Source organism: Pantoea sp. PSNIH1 (assembly GCF_007680655.1).
GTDB lineage: Bacteria > Pseudomonadota > Gammaproteobacteria > Enterobacterales > Enterobacteriaceae > Pantoea > Pantoea eucrina.
The window spans coordinates 1,133,432-1,155,510 of the sequence record NZ_VEIP01000001.1; the positions used below are offsets into that span (position 1 = coordinate 1,133,432).

Annotated in this window: 17 protein-coding genes; 5 read left to right on the forward strand and 12 right to left on the reverse strand. The window is 55.9% G+C overall.

Annotated features, from left to right (window positions below):
* Nucleotides 1–49: 49 nt before the first annotated feature.
* The 8 genes from lpxK to serC form a co-directional block, all read right to left on the reverse strand.
* Nucleotides 50–1,033, reverse strand: a complete 984-nt coding sequence (gene lpxK / locus FS690_RS05310) for a tetraacyldisaccharide 4'-kinase (protein ID WP_145339164.1) — start codon at nucleotides 1,031–1,033, stop codon at nucleotides 50–52.
* Entirely contained in the window at nucleotides 1,030–2,778 is a 1,749-nt protein-coding gene (gene msbA / locus FS690_RS05315; protein ID WP_039383565.1) for a lipid A ABC transporter ATP-binding protein/permease MsbA, read from the reverse strand. Before msbA ends, lpxK begins: the two co-directional genes overlap by 4 nt.
* Nucleotides 2,779–2,812: 34 nt before the next feature.
* The gene (locus tag FS690_RS05320) at nucleotides 2,813–5,062 is read right to left on the reverse strand and encodes a DNA internalization-related competence protein ComEC/Rec2 (protein WP_145339165.1); all 2,250 of its coding nucleotides are present in this window, start codon (nucleotides 5,060–5,062) and stop codon (nucleotides 2,813–2,815) included.
* 203 nt (nucleotides 5,063–5,265) lie between these two features.
* On the reverse strand, nucleotides 5,266–5,550 hold the full coding sequence (gene ihfB, locus FS690_RS05325; protein WP_010618275.1) for an integration host factor subunit beta: 285 nt from the start codon (nucleotides 5,548–5,550) through the stop codon (nucleotides 5,266–5,268).
* A gap of 88 nt (nucleotides 5,551–5,638) precedes the next feature.
* Nucleotides 5,639–7,312, reverse strand: a complete 1,674-nt coding sequence (gene rpsA, locus FS690_RS05330) for a 30S ribosomal protein S1 (RefSeq protein WP_052246478.1) — start codon at nucleotides 7,310–7,312, stop codon at nucleotides 5,639–5,641.
* 121 nt (nucleotides 7,313–7,433) lie between these two features.
* Entirely contained in the window at nucleotides 7,434–8,114 is a 681-nt protein-coding gene (gene cmk, locus FS690_RS05335) for a (d)CMP kinase (RefSeq protein WP_071668700.1), read from the reverse strand.
* Nucleotides 8,115–8,312: 198 nt separating this feature from the next.
* A complete protein-coding gene (gene aroA / locus FS690_RS05340) occupies nucleotides 8,313–9,599 on the reverse strand; it encodes a 3-phosphoshikimate 1-carboxyvinyltransferase (protein WP_094111481.1) in 1,287 nt (428 codons plus the stop codon).
* A 79-nt stretch (nucleotides 9,600–9,678) separates the two neighbouring features.
* Nucleotides 9,679–10,764 carry a 3-phosphoserine/phosphohydroxythreonine transaminase gene (serC, locus tag FS690_RS05345; RefSeq protein ID WP_039383552.1) on the reverse strand — a complete coding sequence of 362 codons (1,086 nt, stop codon included), beginning with the start codon at nucleotides 10,762–10,764 and terminating at the stop codon, nucleotides 9,679–9,681.
* A gap of 312 nt (nucleotides 10,765–11,076) precedes the next feature.
* Here serC and ycaO point away from each other — a divergent pair, with 312 nt between their 5' ends.
* The 4 genes from ycaO to pflA all read left to right on the forward strand — a co-directional run bounded on the left by ycaO (nucleotide 11,077) and on the right by pflA (nucleotide 17,189).
* Complete coding sequence (ycaO, locus tag FS690_RS05350) at nucleotides 11,077–12,840, forward strand: 30S ribosomal protein S12 methylthiotransferase accessory factor YcaO (protein WP_094111483.1); 1,764 nt, start codon at nucleotides 11,077–11,079, stop codon at nucleotides 12,838–12,840.
* A 256-nt stretch (nucleotides 12,841–13,096) separates the two neighbouring features.
* Nucleotides 13,097–13,957 (forward strand): formate transporter FocA, encoded by an 861-nt coding sequence (gene focA / locus FS690_RS05355; RefSeq protein ID WP_039383550.1) that lies wholly within the window; start codon nucleotides 13,097–13,099, stop codon nucleotides 13,955–13,957.
* 61 nt (nucleotides 13,958–14,018) lie between these two features.
* Complete coding sequence (gene pflB, locus FS690_RS05360) at nucleotides 14,019–16,301, forward strand: formate C-acetyltransferase (RefSeq protein WP_145339166.1); 2,283 nt, start codon at nucleotides 14,019–14,021, stop codon at nucleotides 16,299–16,301.
* Nucleotides 16,302–16,448: 147 nt separating this feature from the next.
* The gene (gene pflA / locus FS690_RS05365; protein ID WP_039383546.1) at nucleotides 16,449–17,189 is read left to right on the forward strand and encodes a pyruvate formate lyase 1-activating protein; all 741 of its coding nucleotides are present in this window, start codon (nucleotides 16,449–16,451) and stop codon (nucleotides 17,187–17,189) included.
* Between the two features lie 39 nt (nucleotides 17,190–17,228).
* Here pflA and FS690_RS05370 read toward each other — a convergent pair whose 3' ends face one another.
* Nucleotides 17,229–18,380 carry an MFS transporter gene (locus FS690_RS05370; RefSeq protein WP_108569199.1) on the reverse strand — a complete coding sequence of 384 codons (1,152 nt, stop codon included), beginning with the start codon at nucleotides 18,378–18,380 and terminating at the stop codon, nucleotides 17,229–17,231.
* 13 nt (nucleotides 18,381–18,393) lie between these two features.
* Here FS690_RS05370 and FS690_RS18350 point away from each other — a divergent pair, with 13 nt between their 5' ends.
* Nucleotides 18,394–18,540, forward strand: coding sequence for a hypothetical protein (locus FS690_RS18350; RefSeq protein WP_158530719.1), 147 nt, complete (start codon nucleotides 18,394–18,396; stop codon nucleotides 18,538–18,540).
* 157 nt (nucleotides 18,541–18,697) lie between these two features.
* On the opposite strand, the gene serS is transcribed toward FS690_RS18350, so the two are convergent.
* The 3 genes from serS to lolA form a co-directional block, all read right to left on the reverse strand.
* A complete protein-coding gene (serS, locus tag FS690_RS05375; RefSeq protein ID WP_145339167.1) occupies nucleotides 18,698–19,990 on the reverse strand; it encodes a serine--tRNA ligase in 1,293 nt (430 codons plus the stop codon).
* A gap of 96 nt (nucleotides 19,991–20,086) precedes the next feature.
* Nucleotides 20,087–21,433, reverse strand: a complete 1,347-nt coding sequence (locus FS690_RS05380) for a replication-associated recombination protein A (RefSeq protein ID WP_094111487.1) — start codon at nucleotides 21,431–21,433, stop codon at nucleotides 20,087–20,089.
* A gap of 7 nt (nucleotides 21,434–21,440) precedes the next feature.
* Nucleotides 21,441–22,052 carry an outer membrane lipoprotein chaperone LolA gene (lolA, locus tag FS690_RS05385; RefSeq protein ID WP_039383538.1) on the reverse strand — a complete coding sequence of 204 codons (612 nt, stop codon included), beginning with the start codon at nucleotides 22,050–22,052 and terminating at the stop codon, nucleotides 21,441–21,443.
* Nucleotides 22,053–22,079 lie beyond the last annotated feature (27 nt).

The window sequence follows — 22,079 nt, forward strand, 5'->3', positions numbered from 1 at the left end:
CAGGATCGGGGTCAGTTAGTCAGCATACCATAGCGGTTGCCAGACTCTATTACGCGCCGCGGGCCAGCCGGGTGATATCGTCGAGCAGCGGTGCCACTGCCGCACCGGAAAGCTGCGCCTCTACCGGCAGATACCACCAGTTGTCGCGCGCAAATTTGCGGCACTTCACCGCATCTTTCTCCGTCATCAGCAGACATTGTCCGCTCAGCGTCAGGCCGGCAAGCTCCGGCTCGCTGTAAGCGTGATGATCGGCAAACGCGATTTCCGCTACCGTTTTAATGCCCTGCTGCTGCAGCGTGGTGAAAAAGCGCGGCGGATGGCCAATACCGGCCATCGCCACAATATCTGGCAGCGTGCTGAGCGCAGCGGTTTCACCCGATAGCAGGTTAACCGCCCGACCCGGCTGCAGCGTCATGGCAATTTCCGGACTGGTGGCATTGCCACCATTAACGATCACCGCATCCACCTGCTGCAGCCGGTGCGCACGCTCCCGCATAGGCCCGGCGGGTAACCACCAGCCGTTGCCAAAGCGGCGCACGCCATCCACCACCACAATTTCACGATCGCGCTGCAGCGCATAGTGCTGCAGGCCATCATCCGTGATGATGATGTCCAGCGAATGCGCCGCCAGCAGCGCTTCGATAGCCTGACGGCGCCGGGGTGCCACGGCAACCGGTACGCCGGTGCGTTGTGCAATCAGCACGGGTTCATCCCCTGCCTCGGCCGTTGAGGTTTCCCCGGTCACCAGCAGCGGATAGTGTGCCGCTTTCCCCCCGTAGCCGCGTGACACCACGCCCGGACGCAGCCCGCGCGCCTGCAGCGCTTCTGTCAGCCAGATCACCACCGGCGTCTTACCGTTACCGCCTGCCGTCAGGTTACCGACCACCACCACCGGACACGGTGCCCGCCAGCTCTGCTGCCAGCCACGCTGATAGCTCAGGCGAATCAGCCAGGTGATAGCACCATACAGCAGGCTAAGCGGCCACAGCAGCAGCCACAGCGGCGAGCGCCCGCTCCAGATGCGTTCAATCATTGACCGAACTGTAACTTATGCAGCTGTGCATAAGCCCCTTTCTCCGCCAGCAGCAGTTCATGCGTACCGCGTTCAACAATACGGCCATCCTCGACCACAACAATCTCATCTGCTTTTTCAATGGTAGAGAGACGGTGTGCGATCACCAGCGAGGTCCGGTTTTTCTGCAGCTCATCCAGCGCCGACTGAATGGCGCGTTCTGACTCCGTATCCAGCGCAGATGTCGCCTCATCCAGAATCAGAATCGGGCAGTCGCGCAGCAGCGCGCGCGCAATCGCAATACGCTGGCGCTGACCACCGGAGAGCAGTACGCCGTTTTCACCGATAACCGTATCCAGGCCTTTATCCATTTTGTTAATGAAATCCATAGCGTGCGCCATGGTGGCGGCCTGTTCAATCTGTGCCCGGCTATAGTCACCGTTACGCGCATAAGCGATGTTATTGGCGATGGTGTCATTAAACAGATGCACATTCTGCGATACCAGCGCTACCTGATTACGCAATGAGCGCAGGGTATATTCACGCAGATCGTGCCCATCCAGCAGAATTTCGCCGGAATCGATATCATAAAAGCGCGTCAGCAGGCTGGCCATGGTCGATTTGCCCGAGCCGGAGCGGCCGACCAGTGCAACCGTTTTACCCGCCGGCAGCGTCAGGTTAATATCGCGCAGCGCCGGGATCTCACGCCCCGGATAGGTAAAGGTCACGTTGCGAAACTCAACGTCGCCTTTAGCCCGTTCAACCGTGCGCGTGCCGTTATCCACTTCCTGCTCACTGTCGAGGATGGAGAACAGCGTCTGGCAGGCTGCCATACCGCGCTGAAACTGGGCGTTAACGTTAGTCAGCGATTTCAGCGGACGCATCAGGGCAATCATGGAAGAGAAGACCACGGTAATGGTACCGGCGGTCAGCGTTTCCATCACGCTGGGGAAGCTGGCGGCATAGAGTACAAACGCCAGCGCCAGCGAGGCGATAAGCTGAATCACCGGATCGGAGATGGAAGAGGCAGAAACCAGTTTCATCCCCTGCTGACGCATTTTATTGCTGACCTGAGAGAAACGTTCCGCTTCCACTTCCTGACCGCCAAAAATCAGCACTTCTTTGTGCCCTTTCAGCATCTGTTCTGCGCTGGTGGTGACCTGTCCCATGGTGTTCTGCATGTTTCGGCTGATGTTGCGGAAGCGCTTTGAAACGGTGCGGATAGCGAACGAGACCAGCGGTGCCAGCAGGATCAAAATCAGTGAGAGCTGCCAGCTGTAGTAGAACATCATGATAAACAGGCCGATGATCGAGGCGCCCTCGCGCACCACGGTTACCAGAGCACTGGATGAGGAGGAGGCCACCTGTTCTGAGTCATAGGTAATACGCGACAGTAGCGTGCCGGTAGACTGCTGATCAAAGAACGCCACCGGCATTCCCATCATGTGTCCGAACAGACGACGACGCATGTTCATCACCACATTACCTGACACCCAGGAGATGCAGTAGCTGGAGATATAGCTGGTGACGCCACGTATCAGCATCAGGCCCATGACAGCCAGCGGCATCCACAGCAGAACAGATTTGTCCGCTTTACCGAAACCATCATCCAGTAAAGGTTTCAACAGGGAGAGCATTAGGGTGTCGCCTGCCGCATTCAGCACCAGTGCCACGGCGGAGACGATAAGGCCAGCCTTGTGCGGCGCAATCATTGGCCAGAGCCGGCGGAATGTCTGCCAGGTTGAGAGATCTTTGTCTTGATGCATTATTTATTCACGCTGTTTGAAATAGCCGCTCATTCTACCTGGAATCATCTTTTACGCCAAACCACTGATGATACCAGCGCGGCTTTATTTGCTCGCGCAGCCCCTGCATCTGCCAGCGGCCCTGGCTGACACGAATGCGAACCTGCCCCGAGCGTGCGGTATCTGCCCAGCGATAGCCCTGCTCCTGGTAACGCTTTACCACTGAGCGGGCGGGCATACGCCAGGCGTTATAGCGCGCCACAGAAGCCACCGCCGCTTCGCCCGCTATATGCCGGAGAAACAGGGGCGTAGAGGAGGTCCGGCTGCCGTGGTGCGGCACCTGAAGCAGTGTAGCCTGCAACTGACCCTTTTCCAGCGCTGCCAGTTTGCGTTCCCCCGCCTGCTCCAGATCGCCAGTCAGCAGCAAACTGACCTGGCCATCATCCACCCGCACCACGCACGAATCATTATTGTGCCCCGCTACCGGCAGTGCTGGCGGCCACAGGGCGGTAAAACGCAGCCGCCCCCACTGCCACTGCTGGCCACGCACACAAGGCAGATGGCCGGGTTCTCCCAGCGCGCTGCGGATCGCCATCGCCGGACGGGCACGTAGCAGCGCGTTCAGCCCGCCACGGTGGTCGAGATGCCGGTGACTCAGTATGACACCCTGCAGCGTGCGTCCGGTGTAGTTCAGCCAGGGCAAAATAGTGCGCTCGCCGGCATCGCCCTGCTGCCACGCCGGCCCGGTGTCATACAGTACCACCTCCCTTCCCTGCGTGATCGCAACCGCCAGACCATGACCAATATCGAGAAAATCGATTTGCCAGTCGCTCTGCTGTGCGTCAGTGCGTCCCAGCAGCAGTGCCAGCAGCAGGCTGGCGAAGCGGGCCGACGTACGGGCAATCAGCCCGCTGCGCCACAACAGCAATCCGCCCCAGATTACTATGACAGCGGGCAGCGTCTGATGCAGGCTCAGCCAGCCGGCGGGCAGCCACTGGAGCGCCTGCACCAGAAAGTCCACTGAACGATCGGCTAACCACCACAGCGGCTGTGCCGCCTGTTGCAGTGGCACCAGCAGCAGCAGCGGCACCGTAATAAATGAGATAACCGGCACCGCCAGCAGGTTGGCCAGCAGCGCAGTCAGGCTGATGCCCTGAAACAGAAAGATCTGCAGCGGCGCCATCAGAATCATCATGCCGAGCTGCAGGTGCAGTAGCTGCAGCGGCAGCCAGCGACGTTGCGTACGATAAGGATATGGCAGGGCAAACCAGCTGAACCAGATAATCAGCATCGCTACCGCCAGGGCCGAGAGCCAGAAGCTCTCCGACAGGACCGCCAGCGGATCAAACAGAAGCAGTGTGCCCACGCACAGCAGCCAGATTTGCCAGGCGCTGAGCTGCCAGCCCGCTGCGCGTATAGCGCTCCAGAGCGTCAGCGCGAGCATGGCCCGCTGCGCGGGCGCATGGCTGCCGGCGATCCAGCAGTAGAGAGCAGCGGTCAGCCAGCTGACGATCAGCGGAAACCGCCAGCTGATATAGCGGGCAGGTAACGCAAACTGTATCGCACGCGCCAGCAGCCAGCCACCAGTGGCCGCCAGCGCAATATGCATTCCGGAAATGGCCATCAGGTGCGCGGTGCCGGTATCGCGCAGAAGCTGTCGCAGCGGCGCCAGCATCTGCGATCGATCGCCAAAAGCCAGCGCCTGCAGAATTGCCGGCTGCTTAAGCTCCGCGAGCGCGGCCTGATAGCGAGCCACCAGGGTTGCCCGCAGGCTGCAGCGTTCTGACATCTGCTGCTGATGCATGATACGCCCCTGCAGCGGCATATGATTTGCAACCCGCACGCGCTGCAGATCGTATCCGCCTTCATTCAGGCGACCATGTACTGCCCGCAGCCGCAGCCGCATGTGCCAGCGCTGCCCTGCGCACCAGTTTTCTGTGTTATTCACATTACTGATTTGTACAAACAGCGGCGGAAACTGCAGCCGCCCGTCAACGCGGATAAGCCTGACCAGCAGCAGGTTTTGCCGGGTGTCGACCGCGCTGACGCTGACCATGGCGTCGACCGGCCGTCGGGTGAGCAGCTCCATCGCATTCAGCAGGTTGCGCGCTTCACCCTGTGCCCAGCACGCCACCAGCAGCGCTATCCCTGCCAGCACGGCAGCTTTATGCGACCAATGCAGTAAAAAAATAGCGATGAGAGTCAGTACGGCCAGCGTGATGCCGGATGGGATCTGCGGCAGCAGCAGCAGAGGCAGGGTAGCAAGAATGGCGATACCTGCGCCAGTGGTCCATGTAATGTGCATATTTCTCTCCGTCAGACAGCGCCATTGTGCGGCAGCCAGTGAGAGAAAAAAGCTTACGTCAGATAGATTTGCTTCAGCGCGCCGGTACTTTTTCAGGTGCAGTGATAGGCATTACAGCGCGGCGGGATCGCGCTCGCAAATCACAGAGTGGCAGCAAAAAAAAAACGACACCCGGAGGTGTCGCTTTATGGTTCGGTAACGGCTTAGCCGTAGATATTTGCACGGTCACGCAGTTCTTTGCCTGGTTTGAAGTGGGGAACGTATTTACCTTCCAGTTCCACTTTGTCACCCGTTTTCGGGTTACGACCAGTGCGCGGTGCGCGGTAGTGCAAAGAAAAGCTGCCGAATCCCCGGATTTCGATGCGCTCACCCTGTGCCAGCGTAGTGGCCATGTGCTCGAGCATCTCTTTGACCGCATCCTCAACGACTTTCGCCGGAATATGAGTATGCTGGCCAGCAAGTCTTTCAATCAGTTCTGACTTGGTCATGAATCCTCCGGTTAATCCCTGTTTGGAAAGGTATGACAGCTTTTACCGAAACCGGACGATATGACTATCGTCCGGTGCTTCGGGTCGATTACTCGCCTTTAGCCGCTTTGAACGCTTCAGCCATTGCGTTAGAGAAGTTGCTCTCATCCTGTTTAGTGTTAACAGTGTTGATAGCTTCTTTCTCATCAGCCTGGTCTTTTGCACGTACAGACAGGCTCACAACGCGGTTCTTACGGTCAACGCCGGTGAATTTAGCTTCAACGTCGTCGCCTACGCTCAGAACCTGAGTCGCGTCTTCGATGCGATCCAGTGAAGCTTCAGAAGCGCGCAGGTAACCCTCTACGCCATCAGCTAATTCTACTGTAGCACCTTTCGCGTCAACTGCAGTGACTTTACCCGTCACGATAGCGCCTTTCTTGTTCAGGGTGATGTAGTTGTTGAATGGATCTTCAGCCAACTGCTTCACGCCCAGAGAGATGCGCTCGCGCTCTGCATCAACCTGCAGTACAACGGCAGCGATTTCGTCGCCTTTCTTGTACTCGCGTACGGCTTCTTCGCCGGTTGCGTTCCAGGAGATGTCAGACAGGTGAACCAGACCGTCGATGCCACCGTCCAGGCCGATGAAGATACCGAAGTCAGTGATTGACTTGATTTTACCTTCAACGCGATCGCCTTTGTTGTGGGTCTCTGCGAACTGCTGCCATGGGTTAGATTTGCACTGCTTCAGACCCAGGGAGATACGACGACGCTCTTCGTCGATGTCCAGAACCATAACTTCAACAACATCGCCCACGTTAACAACTTTAGATGGGTGAATGTTCTTGTTGGTCCAGTCCATTTCAGAAACGTGTACCAGACCTTCAACGCCCTCTTCGATTTCTACGAAGCAGCCGTAATCAGTCAGGTTGGTTACACGACCGGTCAGGCGGGTACCTTCCGGATAGCGCTTAGCGATAGCAACCCATGGATCTTCGCCCAGCTGTTTCAGGCCCAGAGATACGCGGGTACGCTCGCGGTCGAACTTCAGCACTTTAACAGTGATTTCGTCGCCCACGTTGACAATTTCGCTTGGATGCTTAACGCGTTTCCATGCCATGTCGGTGATGTGCAGCAGGCCGTCAACGCCGCCCAGGTCAACGAATGCGCCGTAGTCAGTGAGGTTCTTAACGATACCTTTGACTTCCATGCCTTCCTGCAGGTTTTCCAGCAGCTGATCGCGCTCAGCGCTGTTTTCAGATTCGATAACGGCACGACGTGAAACCACGACGTTGTTACGTTTCTGATCAAGCTTGATTACTTTGAATTCAAGCTCTTTGCCTTCCAGATGCAGAGTATCGCGAACCGGACGCACGTCAACCAGTGAACCTGGCAGGAACGCACGAATACCGTTCAGCTCAACTGTGAAGCCACCTTTAACTTTGCCGTTGATAACACCGGTAACAGTTTCAGCGTCTTCGTAAGCTTTTTCCAGCGTGATCCAAGCTTCATGACGTTTAGCTTTCTCACGGGACAGCAGGGTTTCACCGAAGCCGTCTTCTACTGCGTCCAGAGCAACGTCAACTTCGTCGCCCACCTGGATTTCCAGTTCGCCAGCTGCGTTCTTGAACTGCTCTGCAGGAATTGCAGATTCAGATTTCAGACCCGCATCAACCAGCACGACGTCTTTGTCGATAGAGACAACAACGCCACGAACAATGGAACCCGGACGGGTTTCGATTTCTTTCAGGGACTCTTCAAAGAGTTGAGCAAAAGATTCAGTCATATTGATAATCTTAGGATTCTTCAATTTAACGTCCACCTGACGTCACTGTCGGATGGGGTTGTTTCACATGCCCTGCACCGGTTCCGTGGTACAGGGTTACAGCAATTCTGTCACCGAAAGATTATACACCCAGTTTCTGCCGGGCGTAATCAAGCGCCTGCTCAATCACCTGCTCAATCGACATGCTGGTTGAATCCAGCACCAGAGCATCAGCGGCAGGCACTAAAGGGGCGATAGCGCGATTACGATCGCGGTCGTCGCGTTCCTTTATCTCGGATAAAAGGCGCTCAAAGTTAACATCAATGCCGCTTTTCTGCAACTGCAGCATACGTCGCTGAGCACGTTCTTCCGGGCTGGCATCAAGAAAAATCTTCACTGGCGCATCGGGGAAAACCACCGTGCCCATATCACGCCCGTCGGCAATCAGGCCAGGTTCTTCACGGAAAGCGCGCTGGCGACGCAGCAGCGCTTCGCGCACGCGCGGAAAGGCTGCAACGCGTGAGGCGGTGTTGCTTACCTCCTGCGTGCGGATCGCGCTGGTCACATCCTCACCTTCCAGCACCACCTGCATCTCGCCGTCAGCCGAAAGAAAACGCACGTCAAGATGAGCGGCAATAGGTACCAGCGCCTCTTCAGATTCAATATCTACCTGGTGATGCAGCGCGGCGAGCGCCAGCACGCGGTAGATCGCGCCAGAATCGAGCAGGTGCCACTGCAATGACTCCGCCATCGCTTTGCATAATGTCCCTTTGCCTGCGCCGCTTGGGCCATCGATAGTAATTACCGGGGCGATTACCGTCATTGTTCTCTCCTGTTACAGCCTGCTTATTAACAGTCTCTTAGACTATCTGAATTGCGCAGTAGTATACGCTGCCTGCGGCCGGTTAGTTACCCCCGCACACCGACAGCGGTGACAGTTTGCGCTTTTTCAGATGAATTTCTGTGCAGAAAGACCAGCGGAGTACAAAGCGATCCGGCGCCAGCGCGCCGGATCGGGCTATCAGGAGGCGTGGCTGACTTTTGCCAGCTGCTGGAAATAGTCCGGAAACGTTTTGGCCGTGCAGCCGGGATCGAGAATTGTTACCGGCGTATCGGACAGCGCGACCAGCGAAAAGCACATCGCCATACGGTGATCGTTATAGGTGCCGATATCCGCATGCCGGAGCTGCGCAGGTGGTGTAATCCGGATAAAATCGTGGCCCTCTTCGACTTCTGCACCCACTTTACGCAGCTCAGTTGCCATCGCCGCCAGCCGATCGGTTTCTTTCACGCGCCAGTTGTAAATATTACGCATCAGCGTTGTGCCCTGCGCAAACAGCGCCGTCGTCGCGATAGTCATCGCAGCATCCGGAATGTGGTTCATATCCATGTCGATGGCGTTCAGTTCGCCACGCGTACAGGCGATATAGTCATCCCCCCACTCGATAACCGCACCCATGCTTTCCAGCACGTCAGCAAAGCGAATATCGCCCTGTACGCTGTTGCGACCAATGCCGGTAACCCGAACGGTGCCGCCACGAATGGCTGCTGCGGCGAGAAAATAGGAGGCTGAAGAGGCGTCACCTTCCACCAGATAATCGCCCGGTGACTGGTACTGCTGCTGGCCTTTCACAATAAAGCGCTGATAATTCTGGTTTTCAACCTCTACGCCAAAGCAGCGCATCAGATGCAGCGTGATATCAATATACGGTTTAGAGACCAGCTCGCCTTTGATCGTGATACAGGTATCCTGCTGCGCCAGCGGTGCCGTCATCAGCAGCGCAGTCAGGAACTGGCTGGAGACGCTGCCGTCTACGCTGACGTCGCCGCCACTGAATCCACCGTTCAGGCGCAGCGGTGGGTAATCACTCTGTTCCAGATAATCAATTCTGGCACCGCCCTGACGTAGCGCATCGACCAGGTGACCGATAGGACGCTCTTTCATGCGCGGCTCACCGGTTAATACCACGTCGTGATCGCCCAGGCAGAGTGCAGCAGCCAGTGGACGCATAGCGGTACCCGCGTTGCCGAGAAACAGCTCCAGCGGCTGTTGCGCATGAAGGGCGCCACCGTTGCCTGTGACTTCGCATACGGTGCGGTCAGGAGAAAGCGTGTAGCTGACGCCCAGCGCCTGCAGCGCAGTAAGCATGTGCTTTACATCATCGCTATCCAGCAGGTTAGTCAGACGCGTTGTGCCGTTAGCCAGCGCGGCCAGCAGCAGTGCACGGTTTGAAACGCTTTTTGAACCCGGCAGGTTGACCGTGCCGTCGATGCGGGCAATCGGTTGAAGAGTGAGGGAGTCCTGCATGTGAAACGAAATCTCCAAAAATACGAAACCCCGTCTGGTGACGGGGCCTGATACCAGACAAGCTGGCGTGAAACACAGATTAGCCGTGGCGACGCTCGAACTCTGTCATAAATTCAGTCAGCGCCTTAACGCCTTCCAGCGGCATGGCATTGTAGATAGACGCGCGCATACCGCCTACGACACGATGGCCCTTCAGCGCATGCAGGCCTGCTTTCAGCGACTCTTCCAGGAACAGTGCATCAAGTGAGGCATCCGCCAGCTGGAACGGCACATTCATACGCGAGCGGTTTGCGCTGGCAACCTCATTACGATAAAAACTGCTGTTATCAATGGTGCCATAGAGCAGTTCAGCCTTTGCCTGATTCAGCTTATCCATCTCACCAATACCGCCCTGCTCCTTCAGCCATTTAAAGACCAGACCAGAAAGATACCAGGCGAAGGTGGGCGGCGTGTTAAACATTGAGTCGTTTTCTGCCAGCACGCTGTAGTCAAGAATGGAAGGAACATGGCGCTGTGCTTTGCCCAGTAGATCCTCACGTACCACCACCAGCGTCAGTCCTGCCGGACCAATATTTTTCTGCGCACCGGCATAAATTACGCCATAGCGGCTGACGTCGATCGGCCGGGAAAGAATGGTAGAAGAGAGATCGGCAACCACAATTTTGTCGCCAAAATCGGGCTCTTCATCAATCGCCAGACCATCAATGGTTTCGTTAGGGCAGAAATGCACGTAAGCAGCACTGTCGCTCAACTGCCAGTCGCGCATCGGCAGCAGTGCGCGCTTGCCGTCCAGCGTGGTTTTGATGTCGATCGCGTTTGGCGTGCAATATTTTTCTGCTTCTTTAATTGCACTGTGTGCCCAGTAGCCGCCATCGATATAATCAGCAGTGGTCGCTTCACCCAGCAGGTTACCCGGGACAGCCGCAAACTGCGCGCGGGCGCCACCGTGACAGAATAAAACTTTGTAGTTGGCCGGGATTTTAAGCAGATCGCGAAAATCCTGTTCCGCCGCTTCCGCCACGGCCATAAACTCTTTACTGCGGTGGCTAATCTCCATCACTGACGTGCCTAAACCATGCCAGTTGGTCAGCTCCTGCTCTGCGCGACGAAGTACTTCCACCGGCAGCATTGCCGGGCCGGAGCTAAAATTGTAAACCTGCGTCATGTCCCCTCACCACTCTCAGCTTGAACGGTTATGAATCTCTCCCCGGTTTTATCATTGCCTCCGGGCGGCTGCAATCATTTATCCGGCCGCGATCACATTTCTGGCGCCCGCTCCGCCGCAGCTTATATTACAAATGTAACGCACTGCGGGATATTGTGAGGCGGGCTGCACCAGGCCTGCGCGGCAGCGGCCCGCTGCTGTCCGTACCGGCGTCATGCAGAGAGAAAATGCCGGCGATGATAGCGCCACTGCGGTAAAACCCGTATTATTGCGCGCTTTACGCCCACCTTATCGACTTGAGAGAGCGCCACTATGACGCAAACGTTTATTCCAGGAAAAGATGCTGCGCTGGAAGACTCCATCGCCCGTTTCCAGCAGAAGCTGCAGGATCTGGGTTTTAATATTGAAGAGGCTTCATGGCTGAATCCGGTTCCGCACGTCTGGTCCGTACATATTCGCGATCGCGATTGCCCGCTCTGCTTTACCAATGGCAAGGGCGCGAGTAAAAAAGCGGCGCTGGCTTCCGCGCTGGGTGAATATTTTGAGCGTCTCTCAACCAACTACTTTTTCGCAGACTTCTGGCTGGGCAAATCCATCGCGAATGGCGATTTTGTTCACTATCCCAATGAGAAGTGGTTTCCTCTGCCGGCTGATGAAAGCCTGCCTGAAGGCATTCTTGATGCGCGCCTGCGTAAGTTCTACGATCCGGACGACAGCCTGAGCGCCGCTGATTTAATCGATCTGCAGTCCGGTAATACAGAGCGCGGCATTTGCGGCCTGCCGTTTACGCGCCAGTCCGATCAGCAGACTGTTTATATCCCGATGAACATTATCGGCAACCTCTATGTCTCCAACGGCATGTCCGCAGGCAATACCGCTAATGAAGCGCGCGTACAGGGGCTGTCTGAGGTTTTTGAGCGTCATATTAAAAACCGTATTATCGCTGAATCTATCAGCCTGCCGGAAATTCCGGCTGAGGTGATGCAGCGTTATCCTGATGTCATTGAAGCTATCGGACGCCTGGAAGCAGAAGGCTTTCCTATCTTCGCTTATGACGCCTCTCTGGGTGGCAACTATCCGGTTATCTGCGTGGTGCTGTTCAATCCGGCCAATGGCACCTGCTTCGCCTCATTTGGTGCCCATCCTGACTTTGGTGTGGCGCTGGAGCGTACCGTTACCGAACTTCTGCAGGGTCGGGGTCTCAAGGATCTCGATGTCTTCACGCCACCGACTTTTGACGATGAAGAAGTGGCTGAACATGCCAACCTGGAGACGCACTTTATCGATTCCAGCGGCCTGATCTCCTGGGATATGTTTAAAGATGAGGCAGACTATCCGTTTGTGGACTGGAGCTTTGCCGGCACGACCCAGGAGGAGTTCGCTACGCTGATGGCGATCTTCGCTGCGGAAGATAAAGAAGTCTATATCGCAGATTACGAACATCTGGACGTGTATGCCTGCCGCATTATCGTACCGGGCATGTCTGATATCTATCCGGCTGAAGATCTGCTGCTGGCGAATAACAACATGGGTGCTTCACTGCGCGAAACCCTGCTGGCGCTGCCGGCTAGTGAGTGGCAGCCTGAGGAGTATCTGGCACTCATTGAACAGCTGGATGAAGAGGGTCATGACGACTTTACCCGCGTGCGTGAGCTGCTGGGCCTTGCCACCGGTAAAGATAATGGCTGGTACACGCTGCGTATTGGCGAGCTGAAAGCGATGCTGGCGCTGGCGGGAGGCGATCTCGATCAGGCTCTGATCTGGACGGAGTGGACCATGGAGTTCAACCAGTCTATTTTCAGCGCGGAGCGTGCTAATTACTACCGCTGTCTGCAGACGCTGCTGCTGCTGGCCATGGAAGACGAGCGTGAACCGGTGCAGTATCATCGTGCGTTTGTCCGCATGTATGGCCAGGCGGCAGTTGATGCCGCATCCGCTGCGCTGAGCGGTGAAGCGCCGTTTTATGGTCTGCAGGCCATTGATGAAGATCTCCATGCGCTGCCTGCCCATCAGGCGCTGCTGGCAGCCTATGAAAAACTGCAGGCGGCAAAACGTCGCTACTGGTCCGCTGCATAACCGCCGCGCCAGCGTGATTTGCTGACTCATCTGAACCGGTATGGCCAGGCGGACATACCGGTTTTTTTAACCGTATGAAATGCTGATTAAAATAATAATGTAAAGTTTAAAATTATTTTTTTATAATATATTCATTAGCTTAAATGATTTTGACGCTGCATTCCTTCTCCTCTTCCGCTCAAAGATGATCCATATCAATTCCGCTGCTCACCCGCTTTGTTAGCATCTCCTCAGACCTGTTACGGAGAGCGTAAGCGTGAAAGCTGACAACCCCTTTAATGCTTTACTGCCTGCGGCAATGGCTAAAGTTGCTGAAGAAGCGGGTGTCTATAAAGCGACTAAACATCCCCTGACAACCTTTTTCCTTGCCATTACCGCCGGCGTCTTTATCTCAATCGCATTTGTGTTCTATATCACTGCAACCACCGGCAGCGCGCCGCTGCCCTGGGGCATAGCCAGGCTGATCGGGGGCATCTGCTTTTCACTGGGTCTGATGCTGGTAGTGGTATGCGGGGCCGATCTTTTTACCTCAACGGTGCTCATCGTCGTGGCTAAAGCCAGCGGGCGTATCAGCTGGCTGCAGCTGGCCCGTCACTGGCTCAATGTCTACATCGGTAATCTGTGCGGCGCGCTCTTTTTCGTCATGCTGATCTGGCTGGCGGGTGAGCATATGGTTGCCGGGGGTGCCTGGGGTCTTAATCTGCTGCAAACCGCCGATCACAAGATGCATCACAGTTTTATACAGGCCGTTGCGCTGGGTACGCTGGCCAATCTGCTGGTCTGCCTGGCCGTCTGGATGAGCTATTCCGGCCGCAGCCTGACTGACAAGATGATTGCCATGATTCTGCCGGTGGCGATGTTTGTTGGCAGCGGCTTCGAGCACAGCATCGCCAACATGTTTCTGATCCCGATGGCCATCCTGATCCGCGATTTTGCCGCACCGGAATTCTGGCAGCTCACCGGCGCCACTGCCGCTCAGTTTCCGGCACTCAATCTCAGCGACTTCGTTTTCAACAATCTGATCCCGGTTACGCTCGGCAATATTATTGGCGGTGGTGTGCTGGTTGGATTGACTTACTGGGTTATTTATCTGCGCGGCTCCGCGCCGGCAGCGTGATTGCGGCCGGGGGCAGCGATGCGTCCGGCAAGAAAGTCTCCTTACATAAGGCAGGTATATCATGTCCGAACTGAATGAAAAAATGGCAGCAGCCTGGAAAGGATTTAAGGCCGGCGAGTGGAAAACCCGCGTCAACGTACGCGACTTTATCCAGCTGAACTATACGCCGTATGAAGGCGATGAAGCATTTCTCGCGGGTGCCACCCCCGCCACAACGGCACTGTGGAACCGCGTGCTGGAAGGGATCAAAATTGAAAACCGCACGCATGCACCGGTGGACTTTGATACCGATCTGGCTTCAACCATTACCTCGCACGACGCAGGTTATATCGATAAATCTCTGGAAACCATCGTTGGGCTGCAGACTGAAGCACCGCTGAAACGCGCCATTATTCCCTTTGGCGGCATCAAAATGGTGGAAGGCTCTTGTAAGGTCTACGGTCGCGAACTCGATCCGGCGCTGAAAAAAATCTTTACGGATTACCGTAAAACCCATAACCAGGGGGTATTTGATGTCTATACGCCCGATATTCTGCGCTGCCGTAAATCAGGCGTCCTGACCGGCCTGCCTGACGCCTACGGCCGTGGTCGTATCATCGGCGATTACCGTCGCGTTGCGCTCTACGGCATTGACTATCTGATGCAGGACAAAGTGGCGCAGTTCACATCGCTGCAGCAAGATATGGAAAACGGCGTGGATCTGGAAGCCACTATTCGCCTGCGCGAGGAGATCGCTGAACAGCATCGCGCGCTGGACCAGATCAAAGCGATGGCGGCAAAATATGGTTGTGATATCTCGCTGCCGGCTACCACCGCACAGGAAGCGGTACAGTGGACCTACTTTGGTTATCTGGCGGCAGTAAAATCGCAAAACGGTGCCGCCATGTCGTTTGGCCGCGTGTCTACTTTCCTCGATATCTATATTGAACGTGATATGCAGGCTGGCAGGCTCACCGAAGAGCAGGCGCAGGAGCTGATTGACCATCTGGTCATGAAGCTGCGCATGGTGCGTTTCCTGCGCACGCCGGAATATGATGAGCTCTTCTCAGGCGACCCTATCTGGGCGACCGAATCACTCGCCGGTATGGGCGTTGATGGGCGCACCCTGGTAACCAAAAATACGTTCCGCTTCCTGAATACGCTGTACACCATGGGTCCCTCCCCTGAACCCAACATGACCATTCTCTGGTCCGAGAAGCTGCCGCTCAACTTTAAGAAATATGCGGCTAAAGTCTCCATCGATACCTCGTCGCTGCAGTATGAAAATGACGATCTGATGCGTCCTGACTTTGATAATGACGACTACGCTATCGCCTGCTGCGTCAGCCCGATGATTGTCGGCAAGCAGATGCAGTTCTTTGGCGCACGCGCCAACCTGGCTAAAACGCTGCTGTACGCTATCAATGGCGGGGTTGATGAAAAACTCAAAATGCAGGTCGGACCGAAAGAAGCGCCGATTACTGATGAAGTACTCGACTTTGACACGGTCATGGCGCGTATGGATCACTTTATGGACTGGCTGGCGAAGCAGTATGTCACCGCGCTGAACATTATCCACTTCATGCATGATAAATACAGCTATGAAGCTGCGCTGATGGCGCTGCACGATCGCGACGTTTATCGCACCATGGCGTGTGGTATTGCCGGGCTATCAGTGGCAGCGGACTCCCTCTCCGCCATCAAATATGCACGGGTAAAACCGGTGCGTGATGCGGATGGGCTGGCCACCGACTTTGAGATTGAGGGCGACTATCCGCAATTTGGTAATAACGACCCGCGCGTAGACGATCTGGCCTGCGACCTGGTAGAGCGGTTTATGAAGAAAATTCAGCGGCTGCAGACCTATCGTAATGCCGTGCCGACCCAGTCCGTGCTGACCATTACCTCAAATGTGGTATACGGTAAAAAAACCGGTAATACCCCGGATGGCCGCCGCGCCGGTGCGCCGTTTGGTCCGGGGGCTAACCCGATGCACGGACGCGATCAAAAAGGTGCCGTGGCCTCGCTGACTTCGGTGGCTAAACTGCCGTTTGCCTATGCAAAAGATGGTATCTCCTACACCTTCTCTATCGTGCCCAACGCGCTCGGCAAAAATGATGAGGTACGAAAATCAAACCTGGCGGGCCTGATGGATGGCTATTTCCATCATGAAGCGGCGCTGGAAGGCGGTCAGCATCTGAATGTTAACGTCATGAATCGCGATATGCTGCTGGACGCAATGGCGCATCCGGAAAATTATCCGCAGCTCACCATACGCGTTTCAGGTTATGCGGTACGGTTTAACTCGCTGACCCGGGAGCAGCAGCAGGATGTGATTACCCGGACCTTCACTGCCTCACTCTGATGATAAACAGGGCTCCCTGACAGGAGCCCTGCTTCAGAGTCCGTTTTGCCAGCGTGCTGACGCGGGAACGCTGGCAAAACGGACTTCCCTGCTGAGCACAACAGAGATTGTGCTGCCTGAAACAGGCCAAACCGGAGAACCATCGCTATGTCTGCTGTCGGTCGCATTCACTCTATTGAATCCTGCGGGACCGTTGACGGTCCTGGCATCCGTTTTATCACCTTTTTTCAGGGCTGCCTGATGCGCTGCCTCTACTGCCATAATCGCGATACCTGGGATACTCACGCGGGTAAAACAGCGACGGTTGAAGAGCTGATGCGGGATGTGATCGCCTGTCGCCATTATATGAACGCGTCAGGCGGTGGTGTGACCGCCTCCGGCGGAGAAGCGATCCTGCAGGCTGAATTTGTGCGCGACTGGTTCCGCGCCTGTAAGCAGGCGGGCATTCACACCTGCCTTGATACCAACGGCTTTGTGCGGCGCTACGATCCGGTAATCGATGAGCTGCTGGAGGTCACCGACTTAGTGATGCTCGATCTGAAACAGATTAACGATGAGATCCATGAAATTCTGGTCGGCGTTTCCAATCACCGCACGCTCGATTTTGCCCGCTACCTGCAGAAGAAAAACAAACGCACCTGGATCCGCTACGTGGTTGTGCCGGGCTATTCAGATGATGACGACTCTGCACACCGCCTCGGCAGGTTTACCGCTGACATGCAGAATGTGGAAAAAATAGAGCTGCTTCCCTATCACGAGCTGGGCAAGCATAAATGGGAGGCTATGGGGGAAACGTACCAGCTGGCTGGCGTCAGGCCACCAGCCAGAGAGACGATGGAGCGGATTAAAGCGATTCTGGCAGGCTACGGGCACAGCGTGATGTACTAAGACCCGCGCGCGCGACCTGCTCTCTGATATTTACACCTGTCAGGCGTGCGCCACCGGCGTCGCATGATGATCGGCTTTGCGCAGCAGCATGACCAGATAGACCAGTGCCACCGCAGCGATCATCACAAACAGCAGCTGGTCAGAGTAACGCTGCATTAGCATTGAAGTCATTGCCGGCCCCACCAGGCTGCCCACGGTATAGCTGAACAGCAGCGCCTGATTCATCGCCACCAGTTCATGGTGCGCAACGGTTTCACAGGCCCATGACATAGCTACCGGATAGAGCGTAAAGCCTGCCAGCCCCAGCACAAACAGCGCCGGCGCCATCGCCGTATCGCCCAGCATCGCCACGGCGCCGAGGATCACGACAAACACCTGCACGCGCAGGACCATCAGGCGTCCAAAGCGATCGGCCAGACGCCCGACGGGCCACTGTCCGATAATACCGGAGCTCACCAGCAGCGCCATCCAGTAGCCTACTGAGGCGTCACTCATACCGCGATGCGACAGATAGAGCGGCATCAGTCCATAGAGCGAGCCCAGCACAATGCCGGAGATGATGCAGCCATTGATGCCCAGACGTGAACTGCGGCGGCGCAGCATGCTCCAGATACGCGTAGTGGACGCCTCTTCGCTCTCTCCGGCCGTGCTCACCTGCACAAAAAGCAGTGGCAGCATAGCGCAGACAATCAGTGCCGTGACCCAGGGGATCACGTGCAGCAGTTCAGTGGACACGCTGCTGACCAGCAGCTGCCCGGCTACCGTACCGAGATAATAGACAATCATATAGGCAGCCAGCAGCTGACCGCGGTTACGCACCGTACCGCTGCAGAGCAGAGCGCTTTCAACCACTACCCAGATCAGCGCGCAGCCCACGCCGGCGCTGAAGCGCAGCAGCGTCCAGCTGGAGAAGCCTTCCAGCAGCACCATTCCCATCGTCGACAGGGCAAACAGCACGCTGGCGAAATAGAAGCAGCGATTAAAGCCGTAGCGCGCAATCAGCCAGCCAGCCAGCAGCGTACCCGCCAGATTCCCGGTGTAATAGGCGGAACTCGCCATCCCTACCTGCCAGGTAGGCAGCTGCTCATGGGCAAGCCAGAGCGGCACCAGCGTATTAAGCACAGCGATAGAAACCGTCATCAGCATTAAGCCGCAGAGCAGCAGCAGGACGGGGCGCGACCAGGTAAGCATAAGGATAAAACCAATGGAAAGAAGCGAGAATTGCGCGCAGTTTGCCACTGGAAAATGGAAAGTCAACGAACAGAAAAACAGCACCGCACAATTTGCTGCTGAACAATTTATTTTTTTTATCTTCAGGAGGTTAGAAGCATCATCGCCAGAGCGGAATTAAAATCTATCGCTATGAATTTACAGATTTTTAGCGCTTAACTGCTATTCCTCTTCGATAACGTTTATTTGTGATAGCTTTGCAGCAAAATCGGATTGCTGTGAACGGCATCGCCCATAAAAAACCCGGCCAGTGCCGGGTTCTTTTTATCAGCGGGCAATCAGCCGATATACTCCAGACCGCCCATATAAGGACGCAGTACGTCCGGTACGGCAATGCGGCCGTCAGCCTGCTGATAGTTTTCCAGAACCGCAACCAGCGTACGCCCCACCGCCAGACCCGATCCGTTCAGCGTGTGCAGCAGACGCGGCTTTTTATCGCTCTTGCTGCGGCAGCGTGCCTGCATACGACGCGCCTGGAAATCCCACATGTTGGAACAGGAAGAGATTTCACGATAGGTATCCTGCGCCGGCAGCCAGACTTCGAGATCGTAGGTTTTAACCGCGCCAAAGCCCATATCGCCGGTGCAGAGCAGCACTTTACGGTATGGCAGATTAAGCAGCTGCAGCACTTTCTCCGCATGACCGGTCAGCGCTTCCAGCGCATCCATAGAGGTTTCCGGCGCCACAATCTGCACCATTTCCACTTTATCAAACTGGTGCATACGGATCAGCCCGCGCGTGTCGCGGCCGTATGAACCCGCTTCAGAGCGGAAACAGGGCGTGTGTGCGGTCAGCCTGATCGGCAAACTCTCTTCTTCAACGATTTCATCACGCACCAGATTGGTCAGCGGCACTTCCGCGGTAGGGATCAGCGCATAGTTGCTGCTACCCGCTTCTTCACCCAGCGGTTTGGTGTGAAACAGATCTTCGCCAAATTTTGGCAGCTGCCCGGTGCCATACAGCGTATCGTGGTTAACCAGATACGGCACATAGGTTTCCAGGTAGCCATGTTCCTGCGTGTGCAGATCGATCATAAACTGGCTCAGAGCGCGATGCAGACGCGCAATCTGGCCCTGCATGACGATAAAGCGAGAGCCGGTCAGTTTAACAGCGGCGGCAAAATCGAGCCCCCTGACAGATTCACCCAGCTCTACGTGATCTTTTACCGGGAAATCAAACTGGCGCGGCTCGCCCCAGCGGCTGATTTCCAGATTCTCACTGTCATCTTTACCCAGAGGAACGTCATCAGCTGGCAGATTGGGCAGCGCCAGCGCAAAATCGCGGATCTCATTTTGCAGCACATCCAGTTCCGCTTTTGCCGCATCCAGACGTTCACCCAGCGTATTCACTTCCTGACGCAGCGGCTCGATATCTTCCCCACGGGCTTTTGCCTGGCCGATGGATTTGGATCGGGCATTACGCTCAGCCTGCAGATTTTCGGTTTCGACCTGCAGTACTTTACGGCGCTCTTCTAAGGAGCGCAGCGTATCCACATCCAGTTTAAATCCCCGGCGTGCCAGTTTTTCTGCGACTGCGTCTGGCTCGTTACGCAGCAGATTGGGATCGAGCATGCTTATCCTGTGTAATAAAAGGTTGATTGAAAAATGAGGGGTTGCATCCCACTGGAATGCAATGAATTCCTTACTCACCTTACCGTAACGCGTTTATCAGCGGTAGCGTTTTATCGGGCTATTTTCATCCTGCTCAGCCAGCCAGGCGAGTTTTTCACCGATCTTTCCTTCCAGTCCGCGCGGCACAGGATGGTAATAGCGGACATCGCGCATTTCCGGCGGGAAAAAGACTTCGCCGGCCGCATAGGCGTTGGGTTCATCATGCGCATAGCGATAGCTTTTACCCAGCCCCATCTCTTTCATCAGCTTTGTCGGCGCATTACGCAGATGATCCGGCACATCGTAATCAGGATGCTCGCGCGCATCGCGCAGCGCCGCTTTGAAAGCCGTGTACACTGCGTTGCTTTTCGGCGCACATGCCAGATAGACAATCGCCTGCGCAATCGCACGCTCGCCTTCTGCCGGCCCGACGCGCGTAAAGCAGTCCCAGGCTGAAATGGCTACCTGCATGGCGCGCGGATCGGCATTTCCGACATCTTCCGAGGCGATAGCCAGCAGACGCCGTGCGACATAGAGCGGATCCCCGCCGGCGGTAATAATCCGGGCGTACCAGTAGAGCGCCGCGTCGGGCGCAGAGCCGCGCACCGATTTGTGCAGCGCCGAGATGAGATCGTAAAAGCGATCGCCCTGGTTATCAAAGCGCGCCGCACGCTCGCCAGCCACTTCGGTCAGCAGCTGCGGCGTCAGCTCCCGCTTGCCCTGCGCGCTGACATCTGCCATATCCGCCATCATTTCCAGCGTATTCAGCGCACGGCGCGCGTCACCGCTTACCAGTTCGGCAATCATCCGGCGCGTGGCGTCAGGCAGCACGATATCACTGTCACCATAGCCGCGAGTGCTGTCTTCCATCGCCTGCGTCAGCACCTGCTCAATCTCCTCTGTCGTCAGTGATTTGAGCAGATAGACGCGCGCACGCGACAGCAGTGCAGAGTTGAGTTCAAACGAAGGGTTTTCCGTGGTAGCACCGATAAATGTGATGGTGCCATCTTCGATATGTGGCAGAAAGGCATCCTGCTGGCTTTTATTGAAGCGATGGACCTCATCCACAAACAGGATAGTGCGGCGGCCGGCGTGGCGGTTTTGCCGGGCGCGCTCAATTGCCTCACGAATATCTTTTACGCCTGACGTGACCGCTGAGATGCGTTCCACATCAGCATTACCGTAGTGCGCGATGATCTCTGCCAGCGTGGTCTTGCCGGTGCCCGGCGGTCCCCACAGAATCATCGAGTGCAGCTGCCCGGCTTCAATCGCCCGCGGCAGCGGTTTGCCAGGGGCCAGCAGATGCTGCTGGCCGATATACTCCTGAAGCGTCGTAGGCCGCATTCTGGCGGCCAGCGGTTTAAACGCATTTGAAGGGGCAAAATCCAGAGAGAGATTACTCAACTCAACCTCACTGACGCTGGTCGTCTACCGTTACCCCTTTTGGTGGCGTAAAGGTAAATTTATCGGGACTGATAGCACCATTTTTCTGGCTCTTCAGCTGGTAGCTGCTGCGCTGGCCATCCTGCTCAACCGCGCTGAACTGATTGATAGTGCCCGATGACGATACGTTGATGGTGAACTGTTTCAGGTTGCCGTCGCTGTTTTTTGGCGTCAGCTCAAAGCTGTCACCCTGCTGTTTGATGTTGTACTGCTTCCAGTCGCTAGGCTGATTGCGGGCAATAAGCATAAATGGCGTATTGCTGGTGGCATTCTGCAGCAGGCTCACGCTGGCCTGTTCAACAAACGGATTGTAGAACCACAGGTTTTTACCGTCGGAGACAATAACGCTCTCATCCGGCGCCGTCATGTGCCAGTTAAACAGGCTGGGACGCTTAACCCACAGCTCGCCTTCACCATCCTGCACATTGGCACCGCTGCCGTCGGTGACTTTCTGGCTAAAGCTGGCATGGAAACTGTTTACTTTGTTCAGGCGCTGCTGCAGGTCGCCGGAGGCATCCGCCAGCGCTGATGCTGAAACAAAACCGGCCAGCAGGCCACAGGCAATAACGCGTAATTTCATCTGATTCGATTCCTTATTCACTGTTCC

Bases quoted from the DNA above. Each gene is read 5' to 3' on its own strand.
- lpxK (WP_145339164.1), bottom strand. From the start codon at position 1,033: ATGATTGAACGCATCTGGAGCGGGCGCTCGCCGCTGTGGCTGCTGCTG.
- msbA (WP_039383565.1), bottom strand. From the start codon at position 2,778: ATGCATCAAGACAAAGATCTCTCAACCTGGCAGACATTCCGCCGGCTC.
- FS690_RS05320 (WP_145339165.1), bottom strand. From the start codon at position 5,062: ATGCACATTACATGGACCACTGGCGCAGGTATCGCCATTCTTGCTACC.
- ihfB (WP_010618275.1), bottom strand. From the start codon at position 5,550: ATGACCAAGTCAGAACTGATTGAAAGACTTGCTGGCCAGCATACTCAT.
- rpsA (WP_052246478.1), bottom strand. From the start codon at position 7,312: ATGACTGAATCTTTTGCTCAACTCTTTGAAGAGTCCCTGAAAGAAATC.
- cmk (WP_071668700.1), bottom strand. From the start codon at position 8,114: ATGACGGTAATCGCCCCGGTAATTACTATCGATGGCCCAAGCGGCGCA.
- aroA (WP_094111481.1), bottom strand. From the start codon at position 9,599: ATGCAGGACTCCCTCACTCTTCAACCGATTGCCCGCATCGACGGCACG.
- serC (WP_039383552.1), bottom strand. From the start codon at position 10,764: ATGACGCAGGTTTACAATTTTAGCTCCGGCCCGGCAATGCTGCCGGTG.
- ycaO (WP_094111483.1), top strand. From the start codon at position 11,077: ATGACGCAAACGTTTATTCCAGGAAAAGATGCTGCGCTGGAAGACTCC.
- pflB (WP_145339166.1), top strand. From the start codon at position 14,019: ATGTCCGAACTGAATGAAAAAATGGCAGCAGCCTGGAAAGGATTTAAG.
- pflA (WP_039383546.1), top strand. From the start codon at position 16,449: ATGTCTGCTGTCGGTCGCATTCACTCTATTGAATCCTGCGGGACCGTT.
- FS690_RS05370 (WP_108569199.1), bottom strand. From the start codon at position 18,380: ATGCTTACCTGGTCGCGCCCCGTCCTGCTGCTGCTCTGCGGCTTAATG.
- FS690_RS18350 (WP_158530719.1), top strand. From the start codon at position 18,394: ATGGAAAGAAGCGAGAATTGCGCGCAGTTTGCCACTGGAAAATGGAAA.
- serS (WP_145339167.1), bottom strand. From the start codon at position 19,990: ATGCTCGATCCCAATCTGCTGCGTAACGAGCCAGACGCAGTCGCAGAA.
- lolA (WP_039383538.1), bottom strand. From the start codon at position 22,052: ATGAAATTACGCGTTATTGCCTGTGGCCTGCTGGCCGGTTTTGTTTCA.